This window comes from Sporosarcina sp. HYO08 (genome assembly GCF_001563475.1).
GTDB lineage: Bacteria > Bacillota > Bacilli > Bacillales_A > Planococcaceae > Sporosarcina.
On the sequence record NZ_LPUT01000001.1, the window covers coordinates 431459 to 447851 of the forward strand.

At 42.6% G+C, this 16393-nt stretch carries 13 protein-coding genes; 12 read left to right on the forward strand and 1 reads right to left on the reverse strand.

The features are described from left to right. Positions 1–5 precede the first annotated feature (5 nt). The 3 genes from spoIIP to AU377_RS02135 all read left to right on the forward strand — a co-directional run bounded on the left by spoIIP (position 6) and on the right by AU377_RS02135 (position 4097). On the forward strand, positions 6–833 hold the full coding sequence (gene spoIIP / locus AU377_RS02125; protein ID WP_067403393.1) for a stage II sporulation protein P: 828 nt from the start codon (positions 6–8) through the stop codon (positions 831–833). A 142-nt stretch (positions 834–975) separates the two neighbouring features. Continuing rightward, on the forward strand, positions 976–2799 hold the full coding sequence (lepA, locus tag AU377_RS02130) for a translation elongation factor 4 (RefSeq protein ID WP_067403396.1): 1824 nt from the start codon (positions 976–978) through the stop codon (positions 2797–2799). Between the two features lie 113 nt (positions 2800–2912). Further along, positions 2913–4097 carry a DHH family phosphoesterase gene (locus AU377_RS02135; RefSeq protein ID WP_067403926.1) on the forward strand — a complete coding sequence of 395 codons (1185 nt, stop codon included), beginning with the start codon at positions 2913–2915 and terminating at the stop codon, positions 4095–4097. 40 nt (positions 4098–4137) lie between these two features. On the opposite strand, the gene AU377_RS02140 is transcribed toward AU377_RS02135, so the two are convergent. Beyond that, complete coding sequence (locus tag AU377_RS02140) at positions 4138–6081, reverse strand: translation factor GTPase family protein (protein ID WP_067403399.1); 1944 nt, start codon at positions 6079–6081, stop codon at positions 4138–4140. A 181-nt stretch (positions 6082–6262) separates the two neighbouring features. Between AU377_RS02140 and hemW the strand changes: the two genes are divergently transcribed. The 9 genes from hemW to deoC all read left to right on the forward strand — a co-directional run bounded on the left by hemW (position 6263) and on the right by deoC (position 16323). Further along, positions 6263–7396 (forward strand): radical SAM family heme chaperone HemW, encoded by a 1134-nt coding sequence (gene hemW / locus AU377_RS02145; protein WP_067403403.1) that lies wholly within the window; start codon positions 6263–6265, stop codon positions 7394–7396. Between the two features lie 254 nt (positions 7397–7650). Beyond that, positions 7651–8706 (forward strand): heat-inducible transcriptional repressor HrcA, encoded by a 1056-nt coding sequence (gene hrcA, locus AU377_RS02150; RefSeq protein ID WP_067403406.1) that lies wholly within the window; start codon positions 7651–7653, stop codon positions 8704–8706. After that, positions 8703–9317, forward strand: a complete 615-nt coding sequence (gene grpE / locus AU377_RS02155) for a nucleotide exchange factor GrpE (protein ID WP_082731876.1) — start codon at positions 8703–8705, stop codon at positions 9315–9317. Before hrcA ends, grpE begins: the two co-directional genes overlap by 4 nt. A 64-nt stretch (positions 9318–9381) precedes the next feature. Next, positions 9382–11208 (forward strand): molecular chaperone DnaK, encoded by a 1827-nt coding sequence (gene dnaK, locus AU377_RS02160; protein ID WP_067403409.1) that lies wholly within the window; start codon positions 9382–9384, stop codon positions 11206–11208. Between the two features lie 123 nt (positions 11209–11331). Next, positions 11332–12462: a molecular chaperone DnaJ gene (gene dnaJ, locus AU377_RS02165; RefSeq protein ID WP_067403411.1), complete on the forward strand. Its 1131-nt coding sequence runs from the start codon at positions 11332–11334 to the stop codon at positions 12460–12462. A 14-nt stretch (positions 12463–12476) separates the two neighbouring features. Further along, entirely contained in the window at positions 12477–13421 is a 945-nt protein-coding gene (prmA, locus tag AU377_RS02170; protein ID WP_067403413.1) for a 50S ribosomal protein L11 methyltransferase, read from the forward strand. 2 nt (positions 13422–13423) lie between these two features. Continuing rightward, complete coding sequence (locus tag AU377_RS02175; protein WP_067403416.1) at positions 13424–14167, forward strand: 16S rRNA (uracil(1498)-N(3))-methyltransferase; 744 nt, start codon at positions 13424–13426, stop codon at positions 14165–14167. Between the two features lie 16 nt (positions 14168–14183). Beyond that, the gene (gene mtaB / locus AU377_RS02180; RefSeq protein ID WP_067403419.1) at positions 14184–15524 is read left to right on the forward strand and encodes a tRNA (N(6)-L-threonylcarbamoyladenosine(37)-C(2))-methylthiotransferase MtaB; all 1341 of its coding nucleotides are present in this window, start codon (positions 14184–14186) and stop codon (positions 15522–15524) included. Positions 15525–15651: 127 nt separating this feature from the next. Next, positions 15652–16323: a deoxyribose-phosphate aldolase gene (gene deoC / locus AU377_RS02185; RefSeq protein ID WP_067403422.1), complete on the forward strand. Its 672-nt coding sequence runs from the start codon at positions 15652–15654 to the stop codon at positions 16321–16323. Positions 16324–16393: the final 70 nt, after the last annotated feature.

Consider the following 16393-nt stretch of genomic DNA (forward strand, 5'->3'; position numbering starts at 1 on the left):
GCTACATGACAAAGCCTTTGAAAATATGGAGCGCACTGATCCTTTTCCTATTCTTATTCCCAGTTTTCATCCAACTCCTACCTGGCGAACAACCGGAAACATCGTCGAAAAAGGTAAAAGAGTCCTCATCTTCTATGGTATATGCTGCAAATATTACAGAGGAAAAACGGAATGAAGAACTTGGACTCAATGGGAAACGAGCGCTCCTTTACTTTACACATACGCACGAAGCATTTAAGCCGGTTACAGAAGCGAAACAAGGAAAAATAGTCGTTTCCCATCAAACGGAGAATATTACAAAGTTTGGTGAGAAACTGCAAGCCCAGTTAAGTATAAATGGTGTTGAAACTGATATTTTGCCTGTGAACAATGCTGAGGAAATGGCAAAGAAGAGAATTCCTCATTATCGTGCTTATAAGGCAATACGTCCCCATGTTGAACAGCAATTACAAAAGGTGAATTATGACCTTATTATAGATATGCATCGGGATTCCGCAGGTCCACAAATTACGACGGCAACATACGAAGGTGAAAAATACGCAAAAGTTGCCTTTGTAGTCGGGACTGAGAATCCAAACTTCGCGAAAAATAAAGCAAAAGCGCAACAAATAAAAGACGAAATGGAAAGACTCGTTCCTGGCATCACACGCAATATCATTACAAAAAGTAGACATGACGGGGATGGAAAATACAACCAAGAACTGCATCCATCTGTGGTCTTGATAGAACTTGGCGGCATCGGTAACACAGAAGAAGAATTAAACCGGACAGTAGCCGTTATCGCGAAAGCCGTAACAAATGCATTATCTACTCCTGGAACGTCTACATTTTAATAGAATTATTCATATTATAAGAGCCTTTTCCTGAAAAACTGTAGAATTATAGGGGAAGGGCTCTTATTTTGTAGCACCGCAGTTTACGTGAGGCGGGTTCACTGCTATAATTCAAATAGTGAAAATAGGAGTGAACTAACTAATGAATCATGAACAGAGATTGGCACGTCAAAAAAACATTCGAAACTTTTCCATTATCGCTCATATAGACCACGGGAAATCGACGTTGGCCGATCGTATTTTGGAAAAAACACAAACATTAACATCGAGAGAAATGAGTTCCCAAACGCTGGACTCAATGGACCTTGAAAGAGAGCGCGGCATTACGATCAAATTAACGGCTGTGCAATTAGTTTATACGGCAAAAGACGGACAAGAATATACTTTCCATTTAATTGATACGCCGGGGCACGTAGACTTTACATATGAAGTGTCACGAAGCCTTGCAGCATGTGAAGGGGCCATCCTTGTTGTCGACGCTGCACAAGGAATTGAAGCCCAGACGCTCGCAAACGTGTACTTAGCTTTGGACAACGATTTAGAAATTCTGCCTGTTATTAATAAAATTGACTTACCAGCAGCAGACCCAGATCGCGTCAAGCAAGAAGTAGAAGATGTCATTGGTCTCGATGCATCCGACGCAGTGCTCGCTTCTGCAAAAGCGGGCATTGGGATTGAAGACATTTTGGAGCAAATCGTTGAAAAAGTACCGGCGCCAACAGGTGATCCATCAGCACCACTTAAAGCACTCATCTTCGATTCGCATTATGACCCATATAAAGGAGTTATCGTCTACATTCGTATTATTGACGGTTCTGTCAAACCGGGCGATAAAATCCGCATGATGGCAACGGGTAAAGAGTTTGAAGTCATTGAAACAGGTGTCTTTACACCGGGCGCTTCGCCGAGAGATGAGTTGAACGTGGGAGACGTTGGTTTCTTGTCAGCTTCCATTAAAAACGTTGGCGATACACAAGTAGGGGATACAATTACCCTTGTCGACAACCCTTCGGATGAGCCACTGCCTGGTTACCGCCGCATGAATCCAATGGTATTCTGTGGACTATACCCAATTGATACGTCTAAATATAATGATCTTCGCGAAGCACTTGAAAAACTTGAACTCAACGATTCAGCACTCGAATATGAAGCTGAGACTTCCCAGGCGCTAGGCTTTGGTTATCGCTGCGGTTTCCTTGGACTCTTGCATATGGAGATTATTCAAGAGCGTATCGAGCGTGAATTCAAGATTGACTTAATTACGACGGCACCGAGCGTTATTTACAATGTCGTGATGACGGATGGCACCGAGCTGAAAGTGGACAACCCATCTATGATGCCGGATCCTCAAAAGATTGACTATGTAGAAGAGCCATATGTCAAAGCTTCGATTATGGTCCCGAATGATTTTGTCGGCGCAGTGATGGAGCTTTGTCAGAAAAAACGCGGCGATTTCCTAACAATGGATTATTTGGACGCATCGCGTGTCAACATCATTTACGAGCTGCCTCTAGCGGAAATCGTTTACGACTTTTTCGATCAATTAAAATCCAGCACGAAAGGCTATGCGTCGTTTGATTATGAGCTCATCGGCTACAAACATTCGAAGCTTGTCAAAATGGACATTCTCTTAAATCACGAACAAGTCGATGCATTAAGCTTCATCGTTCACCGTGATTTCGCATACGAGCGCGGAAAAGCAATCGTAGAAAAACTGAGAAAACTCATTCCAAGACAAATGTTCGAAGTACCTGTACAAGCAGCCATCGGACAAAAAATTGTCGCCCGTTCTACGATCAAATCGATCGGGAAAAACGTACTGGCCAAATGTTACGGGGGAGACATATCTCGTAAACGTAAGCTTCTAGAGAAGCAAAAAGAAGGTAAAAAGCGGATGAAACAAGTTGGATCCGTTGAAGTACCGCAAGAAGCGTTTATGGCTGTACTGAAGATGGACGAGGAGTAAAAATAATTACTGGAAGGCGACTCATTCTTGTAAAAGGATGGGTCGCTTTTTTTATTCGAACTGCAACGCTAATGTTCACAAATTTGGGTACACTTTTCGTAGAGGTGAAAATGATGTATAAATTATTGTCTCATAATGATTTGGACGGTGTAGGATGCGGTATTTTGGCGAAACTTGCTTTCGGTAAAGAGGTAAAAGTGCGTTACAACTCTGTTTTAGGTCTTAATCGTGAAGTGGAGTGGTTTTTAGAAAATGATGATAAGGATATTTTTTTATTCATCACAGACTTATCTGTTAATGAGGAGAATGAAAGTAGGCTAGAGCAGTTTTGCGAAGATGGCGGAAAAGTGCAGTTACTAGATCATCATAAAACAGCGTTGCATTTAAACAAGTACAATTGGGCCCAAGTGACGGTGGAAGAGGAAGAAGGGAAACTAGCATCAGCCACTTCGTTATTCTACGAATACCTCACTACTCATCAATTGCTTGAGCCGACAGAGGCGACTGCGGAATTTGTAGAGCTTGTTAGACAGTACGACACTTGGGAATGGGAGAGAAACGGCAATGATCGAGCTCAACGTCTCAATGCGCTTTTTTTCTTGCTTTCTATCGGTGAATTTGAAGAGAAAATGGTCTCACGTCTACAATCGAGTGATCATTTTCATTTTGACGAATTCGAAAAGAAGTTACTTGATATGGAAGAAGATAAGATTGAACGCTATATACGCAGGAAAAGGCGGGAACTGGTACAACTTCAGGCGGAAGAATATTTTGCGGGTGTTGTCTACGCCGAGTCTTATCATTCGGAGTTGGGCAATGAGCTTGGCAGGGAATATCCTCACCTTGACTATATTGCTATTTTAAATATAGGTGGAAGAAGGATGGGGTTTCGAACGATTCACGATCATGTTGATGTCTCACAAGTCGCAGGAACATATGGCGGGGGCGGGCATGCAAAAGCGGCCGGCTGCTCTTTAACACCAGAGGCTTATCAACTATTTGTTGCGAATACATTCCAGTTAGAGCCATTGCGGGAAGATGCCCAACGAAATCACTACAATGTGAAACGATCTCCGTTTGGCACATTATATAAAAGTCGAATGAACGATGTTTTTCTTTTGTATCCGATTGACGAGGACGAATGGGCGATTGAACAAAACGACACTATGTTAGAGGAGCGGTTTAAAACCTTTGAAGAGGGAGAAAGTTTCTTGAAAAGGAACTATGAGGCATGGCTTGTACGGGACGAAGCGTTTGTGCAATTTTTGATGGGAAAGGTGAAGAAGAAAGAGGACTAGACAGAAAAATCGGCAGGTGCGACATCGTACCTGCCGAATGTTATTTCAAACAATGCATTTTTGTCTCCGCTTCATGCCATGGCACAGAATAACCTTTTCCTTTCGCGCAAAAAATCGAGGAGGATGTATATTCCGGGTCCGCGTCTTTATCATACCCAATTGCTTCAATTACCTCATCCGCGTTGTGACAGTGATCGTAGCCTCCAAATTGAAGGCTTAACACACCTTTCCCTTGCGTGTAAGAAGCAAACGTAACACCATAGTTCATGAAAGTTGCTACAGGGGCGCTTCCTTGAACAACGATTTGATCGCCAATTGTTTCTGGCGGTTCAAAACTGCCATGAGCTTGTTGGATATCCGCTAAAACACGACCAATCTGATCTAAATCCGCTTTGATTTTAAAATTGTAATAAGGTTCTAGCAGTATACTTTCGGCCTTCTCCAAACCTTGCCGCAATGCGCGAAACGTTGCTTCTCTGAAATCTCCACCGGCTGTATGCTCGTTATGAGCACGACCCGTCAATAATGTAATTTTTACATCTGTAAGAGCAGAGCCTGTTAATAAACCATGGTGATCGCGTTCGAATACATGTGTATGTATTACGTTTTGATGACCGATCGACAAGTCGTTTGCATGACAAATAGATTCGAACGAAATGCCGCTGTTTCGTTGGGTTGGCTCAATTTTCAAATGGACTTCCGCGTAATGACGAAGCGGTTCAAAATGACCGTAGCCGTTAACCGCTGCGCCAATCGTTTCTTTATACAGGATCTTTGGCTTGCCAAAAGTGACGTCAAAAGAAAAACGCTTACGCACAATTTTTTCTAGTACTTCAAGTTGGATGAGCCCCATTATATGTACATGGATTTCTTTGGCCTGTTCATTCCAAACAATTTGCAAGGAAGGGTCTTCCGCATCTAATTGCTTAAAACATTGCAGGACTTCTTTCACGTGAATAGATGGATCAAATACTACTTTTGCAGTCAAAGTAGGAATAAGCTCAAAGGTGGATTTTTCGTTTAACACACCTATACTATCTCCAATTTTAGCTGCCGAGAGTCCGATGACTGCAAACAGTTCACCAGCTTCTACTTGGTCTACGGGCTGGAATTTTTGACCGTTGTATCGTCGGATTTGTGTAATTTTTTCTGCCACATCTCCGTATGTGACTTCTTCGCGAACACGCAATTTGCCACTAAGTGCTTTGAGGAAGGCGATTCGATTTCCATTGTCGTCATGGCGGATTTTATATACCTTAGCGGAAAATGGATCACTGCTGTTATAAGTTGTGTTGGTAAGGAAATCTAGCTTTTCGAAAAATGGCCATACGCCCTCATCTTTCAATGCAGAACCGCAAGCAACTGCAAAAACTTGTTGTTCCTTGAGCATTTTTTTGAATGTTTGCAGCCATAATTCCTTGTCATAACCAGATTCCATATACGTATCTAGTAATGTTTCATCACGTTCTGCAAGCCATTCGACGAGTGGTTCATCCATAATCCCTTCGTCAAAGCTTGATGTGATATCACAAATATCTTCTGAAAGCGCTGTTCGGACATCTTGCAACACGCCTTTTATGTCCGTTCCTTCGCGATCTACTTTATTAATGAAAATAAAAGTAGGTACGCGATGCTTCCGCAATAAATGCCAAACTGTTTCTGTATGCCCTTGAACGCCATCAACCGCACTGATTAATAGGATGGCGTAATCCATCACTTGAATAGCTCTTTCCATTTCGGATGAAAAATCGACGTGACCCGGTGTATCAATTAGATAGTATGTCGAGTTATTATATGTAAAATGGGCTTGATCTGCAAAAACAGTAATTCCTCTTTCTTTTTCGATCGAATGGCTATCGAGAAAGGCGTCTTGATGATCGACGCGACCTCGCTTGCGAATGCTTTTTGTATGATAGAGCAGTTGTTCCGAAAATGTTGTTTTTCCTGCATCGACATGTGCAAGTATTCCAATTGTTTTAAACATATACGCTTGCCCCTGTCTTTCATTTTAATACCATTCAGTATAGCAAATCGTTCGCGAATGTTACAGATACGTTTTTCTAGTACGTCTATCCGAAATGCTGTATCATAGGATGGATGATGGGGAAAAGTTCGCCCCCATTTTGCGTAGTAAGATTTTCTATTTGGAAGGAAGTAACCCCAATATGCGAGGCATGTACATTCATATTCCGTTTTGTCACCAAATTTGTCACTACTGTGATTTTAATAAAGTATTTTTCAAAAATCAGCCCGTTGATGCATATATCGAGTCAATCGGAGAAGAACTAACGATAATGCAACAGGAAGGCTTTTCATTTAAAGAACTAGAAACTGTCTTTTTAGGCGGCGGTACACCGACCGCATTGTCTGAACAACAGCTCGATCGCTTATTGGCCATCATTCATAATTTTGTAGACGTTAAAAACTTGCGGGAATTTTCAACAGAAGCCAATCCCGATGAATTAACAATGGGTAAATTGAATGTTTTAAAAAATGGCGGCATTGATCGCCTTAGTATCGGTGTGCAAACATTTGACGAAGAACTTTTGAAAAGGCTGGGCAGAACACATAGTCCTCATGATGCTATTCGGGTTGTCACAGAAGCGCGTCAAATCGGCTTTGAAAATATTAGCCTTGACCTCATTTATAGCCTGCCGGATCAAACCATTCATCAATGGCGCGATACGCTAGAAAAAGCAACTGCACTTGAGCTTCCTCATTATTCGGGGTATTCGCTCATTGTAGAGCCGAAAACCGTTTTCTATAATTTGATGAATAAAGGAAAACTGCCCCTGCCCGGCGAAGATATTGAAGCAGAAATGTTTGACATGCTTATTTCACATATGATGCAAAATGGAAGAGCACAATATGAAATTAGTAATTTTGCCGTGCCAGGCTATGAATCCATTCATAACTTAATCTATTGGCAAAATGCTGAATATGCGGGTGTTGGAGCAGGAGCCCATGGGTATGTAAATGGTATTCGTTATTCGAATATTGGTCCGCTCGCGAAATATATAGAAAAAACAGAGGCAGGCGAAAGACCCGTTTTTCAATCGCATGCTGTCACAGAAAAGGAAGCGATGGAAGAAGAGTTATTTTTAGGCTTGCGGAAAGTGAACGGCGTTTCGATTTCATCCTTCGAGCGTAAATTTGAGAAGCCATTTGACATGATTTACGGTGAGACATTAAATCGGCTAATTGAAAGCAAATTGATTGAACGGACAGATGATGCTGTTAAATTAACGCGACTCGGCATCTTCCGCGGGAATGAAGTTTTTCAGCAGTTTCTCCTATGATGAGCAAAATACAGCGCAGGCGCCTCCCAAGCGGTAGCCGAAGCAAGTAGATGGGGAGTGTGCTTCTTCCTAACTGCTTGCGGGAGGCATCCGCAAGCGCCGCAGCTTTTTAGTGGGATAATGATTCTTACTCGAGTCATTTCAACAAATATTGTGGAAAGTCGAGTGTATTCGTTGACACTGATTAGGGTCTTTGTTAAATTATGATTAGTATTAGCACTCTCCATTGAAGAGTGCTAACAGGAGTGATGATTATGTTGACAAAAAGACAATTGCTCATTTTGCAACTGACGGTTAACGATTTCATCCAATCCGCCCAGCCTGTTGGTTCAAGGCAGTTATCGAAGAAGCCGGAAGCGCCATTTAGTCCAGCAACCATTCGGAATGAAATGGCTGACCTTGAAGAAATGGGCTACCTAGAAAAAACACATACGTCATCCGGCAGAGTACCATCTGAAAAAGGGTATCGATTTTACGTGGATCATTTGCTCATTCCGGAAAAATTGAACGTAGAAGATAGCGAACACTTGCGTTCGGTCTTTAAAGATAAAGTCATGGAGACGGAAGAGCTTATTCGGAAGTCGGCAACGATTTTATCCGACTTGACGAATTATACGTCAATTTTACTAGGTCCGGATACGTCAGTACATGCAGTCAGACGATTTTCGATTGTTCCTTTAGATGAACGGAATGCGGTTGCGATCATTGTTACCGACAACGGTCGTGTTGAAAATAGACTTTTCACAGTACCGGAAGGTTTTACGGCGTCTGACATTGAGAAAATGGTTAATATACTCAATGAACGTCTTGTTGGAACGCCGCTAGTCAATCTTCAGAAAATGCTCGTACAAGAGGCGAAAACGATTTTAGAACAGCATATTCAACATGCTGGAGAAATTTTCGCTTCATTGAAGAAGGCCATTTCTATCGAGCCCGAAGACCGACTGTACTTTGGCGGAAAAATGAACATGATTAAACAACCTGAATTTAATGACATTCAAAAGATGAAGACAATGTTTGATTTACTGGAAAACGGGATGCCAGCCATGTCGTTTTTCCAAGAGGGTGCAATGGGCATCCATGTACGAATTGGATCCGAAAATAAGCATATCGCGATGGAAGATTTTAGCGTCATCACAGCGACCTATTCTGCCGGTGAAGATACGACAGGATCGATCGCCATCGTCGGCCCGAAACGTATGGATTACGGAAGGGTCATTACGTTGCTTGATATGATGAGCACGGACTTATCAAGAGAACTTGCAAAAATGACGATCGGCGGCAATCCGCTAGGGAGGAAAAAACAGTGACAGAAGTGAAAGAAGACAAAGAAAAATGGGAAGAAACGAATCCGGTTGAATCGCCGGATTTGGCAGAAGAACCCAACGCCGATGATGCGGTAGCGGACAATACAAATCTAGCAACCGAAACTGAATTGGCTGAAGCGGTTGAAGCAGAGCAAAGCCCAGTTGAGGATCCATTAACGGAGCTAACTGAGAAGTTAAAAGAAGAAGAAGATCGCCGCTATCGTTTGCTTGCTGATTTTGAAAACTTTAAAAGAAGGGCAAATCTTGATAAAGAAGCGCTCCAAAAATATCGTGCACAATCATTGCTAACAAATCTCATTCCTGTTCTTGACAATTTTTCCCGTGCGCTAGCAGTAGAGACGCAAACGGAAGAAGCACAATCAATTATGACGGGGATGGATATGATATATCGTAATCTGCTCGATGCATTAAAAGAAGAAGGTCTTACGGAAATCGAAGCAATGGAGCAAGAGTTCGATCCGAATTTCCATCAAGCAGTGATGACTGGAAATGAAGAAGATAAGCCTTCAGGCATCGTACTTGAAGAATTGCAAAAAGGGTATATATTAAAAGATCGTGTCCTTCGACCATCTATGGTTAAAGTGAACGAATAAATCTACAATTACGTTTAAGCGAAATTGATGATCAAGTAGCACCAACTTTAGGAGGAATTTGATAATGAGTAAAATTATTGGTATTGACTTAGGAACAACGAACTCTGTTGTAGCAGTTTACGAAGGTGGGGAGCCAAAAGTAATTCCAAATCCGGAAGGGAACCGCACGACGCCATCTGTCGTTGCGTTTAAAAATGGCGAGCGCCAAGTAGGGGAAGTTGCGAAACGTCAATCGATTACAAATCCGAATACAATTATGTCTGTTAAACGCCACATGGGTACAGATTTTAAAGTGAAAGTTGAAGATACAGAATATACACCGCAAGAAGTTTCTGCAATGATTCTTCAATATATGAAAGGCTATGCAGAAGAGTACCTTGGTGAAAAAGTAACAAAGGCAGTTATCACAGTGCCGGCTTATTTTAACGATGCCCAGCGTCAAGCAACAAAAGATGCAGGTACAATCGCAGGTCTAGAAGTTGAGCGAATCATTAACGAGCCAACTGCAGCTGCACTTGCATATGGTTTAGACAAAACAGAGGAAGACCAAACAATCCTCGTTTATGACTTAGGCGGCGGTACGTTTGACGTGTCGATTCTTGAGTTAGGCGACGGCGTATTCCAAGTACATGCAACAGCTGGGGATAATAAATTAGGCGGAGACGATTTTGACGATGTCATCATCGACTACCTTGTACAGGAGTTCCGTAAAGAAAATGCCATTGATTTATCACAAGATAAAATGGCCATGCAACGTTTGAAAGACGCAGCAGAAAAAGCGAAGAAAGACCTTTCTGGTGTAACATCTACACAAATTTCATTGCCATTCATCACGGCTGGAGAAGCAGGTCCACTTCACTTAGAAGTTTCTTTAACACGTGCGAAGTTTGACGAGCTAACAGCGCATCTTGTGGAGCGTTCCATGGTGCCTACACGCCAGGCGATGAAAGACGCGAAACTTTCACCATCAGAGATCGACCGCGTTATTTTAGTAGGTGGTTCTACGCGTATTCCAGCGGTACAAGAAGCGATTAAAAAAGAAACAGGCAAGGAGCCGTTTAAAGGTGTAAACCCTGACGAAGTTGTTGCAATGGGTGCAGCAGTTCAAGGTTCCATTTTAAGCGGAGATGTAAAAGACGTTGTTCTATTAGACGTTACACCACTTTCACTTGGGATCGAAACAATGGGTGCAGTCTTTACGAAATTGATCGAGCGAAATACAACTATTCCAACGAGCAAATCACAAGTGTTCTCGACGGCTGCAGATAATCAGCCTGCTGTTGACATTCACGTGCTTCAAGGAGAGCGTCCAATGGCTGCGGATAATAAAACATTAGGCCGCTTCCAGTTGACGGATATTCCACCAGCACCACGCGGCGTACCACAAATCGAAGTGACATTCGATATTGATAAAGATGGTATTGTAACTGTTAAAGCGAAAGACCTTGGCACACAAAAAGAACAAAATATCACAATTCAGTCAAGCTCAGGTCTATCCGATGAAGAAATTGAAAGCATGGTAAAAGATGCAGAAGCGCATGCAGAAGAAGATAAGAAGCGTAAAGAAGAAGCTGATCTTAGGAACGAAGCAGACCAACTCGTATTCATGGCTGAAAAAACATTGAAAGACGTTGAAGGGAAAATTTCCGGAGACGAAGTGAAAGCTGTTGAAGATGCAAAAGAAGAGCTGAAAGCAGCGATCGAAGCGAATAACTTAGAAGACATTCGCACGAAAAAAGAGAAATTAGAAGAAGTTGTTCAAGCACTGACTATGAAGCTTTACGAGCAAGCGCAAGCTGCTGGGGGAGCAGAAGGTGCTGAAGGTGCACAACCATCACAAGATGACGTTGTGGACGCGGATTTCGAAGAAGTCAGCGATGATAAAAAATAATGTTTCATAAGTAATAATTGACGGAAAAAGTCAAAGTCCGATATTCCGGCTTTGACTTTTTCTTTTGCACTTGCATAATGGTACAATAAGCAACAGCAAAGTTTGGCGGGAGAGTGGAAATAAATGAGTAAACGAGATTACTATGAGGTGCTCGGATTAACGAAATCAGCAACGAAAGAGGAAATTCGAAAAGCGTACCGGTCCCTTTCAAAAAAATACCACCCAGATTTGAATAAAGAAGCTGGGGCGGAAGAAAAATTTAAAGAAGTGACTGAAGCATATGAAGTATTAAGTGACGACCAGAAAAAAGCGCAATACGACCAATTCGGTCATGCCGATCCGAACCAAGGCTTTGGCGGTTTTGGAGGCTTTGGCGGCGGCGCGGAAAGTTTCGGATTTGAAGATATTTTCAGCACGTTTTTCGGCGGCGGCAACACCCGCAGGCGTGACCCGAACGCACCAAGAAAAGGCGATGACTTGCAATATACGATGCCGCTAGATTTTATGGATGCTGTTTTCGGAATGGAAAAGGAAATTGAAATTCCAAAAGAAGAAACATGTGAAACATGTGATGGATCTGGAGCGAAGAAAGGCACTTCACCTAAAACATGTACACATTGTAGCGGAACGGGACATATTAGTGTTACGCAAAACACACCGCTTGGTCAGATGGTGAATCGACGGGTATGCTCGCACTGTCAAGGAACAGGGAAAATCATTCCGGAAAAATGTCCGACATGTTATGGGAATGGCCGTGTAACGAAAAATAAAAAGATCAATGTTACGATTCCGGCAGGCATCGATGATGGGCAGCGTCTTCGCGTGGCGGGCCAAGGTGAAGCTGGACATAACGGCGGGCCGGCGGGAGATCTTTATATCGTTTTCCGCGTTCGTCCACACGAGAAATTTATTCGGGAAGAAGACGATATTTTCTTAGAGTTACAATTGACATTCCCACAAGTAGCGCTAGGGGATGAAATTGAAGTGCCCACTGTACATGGCAATGTGAAGTTGAAAATTCCTGCGGGCACACAAACTGGCACGAATTTCCGTCTGCGTGGAAAAGGCGTACAAAATGTTCACGGCCATGGCATAGGCGACCAGCATGTCATTGTCAAAGTCATTACACCTAAAAAGATGACAGAAAAACAAAAAGAACTCTTGCGTGAATTTGCATCCATCAACGGAAATACGCCAGATGAGTATTCAAGCTCACTATTCGATAAGATTAAACGTACAATTAAAGGCGATTGAAAGGATGAACAGTTGTGAAGTGGTCCGAAATTTCCATTCATACGACGCATGAAGCGACAGAAGCAGTTGCAAATATTTTGCATGAGGCCGGAGCAAGTGGTGTCATCATTGAAGATTCTATGGAGCCAACACGTATTCACGAGGATCGTTTCGGGGAAATCTATGCGCTGCAAAAAGAAGATTTCCCGGTAGACGGTGTGATTATTAAAGCCTATTTACCCGTTAATAATTTCTTAATCGAAACGATGAAAGACATTAGCCTATCCATTGAACGGTTAACCGAATTCGGGTTGGATGTGGGTCACAATACCATTCATACAAGTGAAATAGATGAAGAAGACTGGGCAACGGCTTGGAAGCAATTTTATCATCCCGTTAAAATTTCGGAACGTTTTACGATTGTACCGACATGGGAACAATATGAGCCTGTTGAATCGGATGAGCTTATTATTGAACTAGATCCGGGCATGGCGTTTGGAACAGGAACACATCCAACGACTGTCATGTGTTTGCAGGCACTTGAAAAGTATGTTGAGTCAGGTCAAACGATCATAGACGTGGGAACTGGTTCAGGTGTTCTTGCAATTGGCGCCGCATTGCTTGGTGCAGATCATGTCCATGCGCTCGATTTAGATGATGTAGCAGTTGTTGCGGCAAAAGAAAATATCAGCCTCAACCATGTGTCTGACAGAATCAAGGTCACACACGGCAATTTGTTAGATTCTGTAAAACCTGGTGCTGATCTCATCGTCGCCAATATTCTTGCCGATGTCATTATGTCCTTTTCTGAGGACGCTTTTACAGTTTTGCGTGATGAAGGATTATTTATCGTCTCGGGCATTATCGTTCAAAAGCGCGAGCTTGTAAAAGAAGACCTGATTGCAAAAGGGTTTGATATTATTGAATCCGTTCTGATGGAAGATTGGGTTGCGCTCGTTGCCCGAAAAAGGGGTGTGTAACGGTGCAACGTTACTTTCTACAGACTGCATTTGACGAAGAAGGGCTCGCGAACATTGTTGGGGAAGATGGTAAGCATATTGTAAAAGTCATGCGTATGTCAGAAGGCGATACGGTGATTACAGTATCCGGGGGAGAAGCATTTCACGCATCGATCGTTGAAATGCTTCCTGATGGTGTTGTCGTCAAGCGTCAAGATGACCACGAGCTTCCTTCTAATGAATTGCCGATTGGAGTAACCATTGCTTGCGGTCTTCCAAAAGGTGATAAACTCGATTGGATTGTTCAAAAAGGAACAGAACTTGGTATGACAAGTTTGCTGCCCTTTGAAGCAGAACGTTCCATTGTCAAATGGGATGAAAAAAAAGGCAGTAAAAAAGTGGAGAGGCTTCGCAAAATTGCGAAAGAGGCGGCGGAGCAATGTCATCGCACGGTCATTCCAATAATCGAAACACCGTGTTCTTTTAAACAATTGCTTGAAAGATCGAAAAGCTTTGATGTACGCCTTTTTGCAGATGAAGAAGACGCAAAAAGTGGAAAGCCGCATAGGATTGCAGAACAGCTAAAAAACGTGTATCATAAACAATCGGTATGTGTCTTATTTGGACCCGAAGGTGGTTTATCCCGTCAAGAGGCCGCGGCGCTTATAGAAGCGGACTTTCAACCGATCGCTCTAGGGCCTCGCATTTTACGAGCCGAAACGGCTCCATTATATGTTTTGTCCGCTTTGTCTTATGAATTTGAATGAAAGAGGTGAGCAGCCCATGTCAAAGGTTGCTTTTCAAACATTAGGCTGCAAAGTCAATCATTATGAAACAGAAGCGATTTGGCAGCTTTTTAAAGAAGCTGGCTATGATCGAGAAGAATTTGAGAAAAATGCAGATGTCTATGTGATAAATACATGTACAGTTACAAATACAGGAGATAAAAAAAGCCGCCAGGTCATTCGACGCGCAATCCGTAAAAATCCTGACGCAGTGATTTGTGTAACAGGCTGTTATGCACAAACATCGCCCGCAGAAATTATGGCAATTCCGGGTGTCGATATTGTAGTCGGTACGCAAGACCGCCATAAACTCCTTGGATTGATCGATGAATATCGAACTGAGCGAGCGCCGATCAACGCTGTCCGCAATATTATGAAAAACCGCGTTTATGAAGAAATGGACGTACCAGCATTTACCGATCGAACGCGTGCTTCGCTAAAAATCCAAGAAGGATGCAACAACTTCTGTACATTTTGTATTATTCCGTGGGCGAGGGGTCTCATGCGTTCCCGTGATCCAGAAGAGGTCATTCGACAAGCACAACAGCTTGTAGATGCCGGCTATTTGGAGATCGTTTTAACAGGGATTCATACCGGCGGATACGGAGAAGATTTAAAAGACTACAATCTTGCACGCTTGCTTCGGGATCTTGAAACGCAAGTGAAAGGGCTAAAACGTTTGCGGATCAGTTCTATTGAAGCAAGTCAATTGACAGATGAAGTCATCGAAGTTTTACGCGATTCAAAAATCATCGTTCGTCATTTGCATATTCCGATCCAATCCGGTTCGAATACGGTATTAAAACGGATGCGCAGAAAATATACGATGGAATTTTTTGCGGAGCGTTTAGACCGTCTTCGCGAAGCATTGCCGCATCTTGCGATTACTTCGGACGTAATCGTCGGATTCCCTGGTGAAACAGAAGAAGAGTTTATGGAAACTTATCATTTCATTCGTGATCACCGCTTCTCGGAATTACATGTTTTCCCTTATTCAAAACGGACAGGCACACCTGCCGCTCGAATGGAAGATCAAATTGACGAAGAAGTGAAGAATGAACGTGTCCATCGTTTAATAGAGCTAAATGATCAACTTGCGAAGGAATATGCTTCCGAGTTTGAAAATGAAGTACTCGAAGTGATTCCTGAAGATAAGTACAAGCTTGATCCTGAAAGCGGACTTTATGAAGGTTACACAGATAATTACTTAAAAGTTGTTTTCCCGGCTGATGAAACGATGATCGGAAAAATTGTTAAAGTGAAAATCGTGAAAGCTGGTTACCCTTATAACGAAGGGCAATTTGTTCGCGTGATGGAAAAGCAGGAAGTTCATCACTAATCGAATAAGTTGGGGCCGTCTGCATTGCCTGGCACCATCAGGAACGAAGGTGCCTGGCTTTCAGTATGAAGACGGGCCCAGCTTTTTCATTTGCTAACTACTAACCAAATGACTTGGAGGGTTTCAAATGAGCGTGAATTATGCAAGCTATATTGATCATACATTATTGAAAGCGGATGCAACGAAAGAAGAGATTTTAAAGATTTGTGCGGAGGCAAAAGAGTTTTCCTTTGCATCTGTTTGTGTAAATCCTGCTTGGGTAGAAACAGCCGCAAAAGCCTTGCAAGGAACTTCAGTAAAAGTGTGCACAGTGATCGGATTCCCGCTCGGTGCATCGACTCCAGAAGTGAAAGCCTTTGAAACGAAAAATGCGATTCAAAATGGTGCGGAAGAAATCGATATGGTCATCAATATTGGTGCGCTGCGGAGTGGTGACGATGTTCTTGTTCAAAAAGATATTGAAAGCGTCGTACTTGCCGCAAAAGGGAAAGCGATTGTAAAAGTCATTATTGAAACAGCACTTTTAACACAAGAAGAAAAAAGAAAAGCATGCGAAATTTCTGTTTTAGCTGGTGCGGATTTCGTCAAAACTTCAACAGGTTTTTCTACCGGCGGTGCAACAGTAGAAGATGTTAAGTTGATGAGAACGGTTGTCGGCCCTAAAATGGGTGTGAAAGCATCCGGCGGTGTTCGAAGCTTTGAGGATATGACAATGATGATTGACGCAGGGGCAACTAGAATAGGTGCGAGTTCCGGTGTGCAAATTATGCAAGGACTTGAATCGGATTCAGATTACTAATCCTCGGTTATTCCAATATTAACCTAAAAAAATTCGGTTTTTTTATTGACCAATTGAAAAACATACGGTA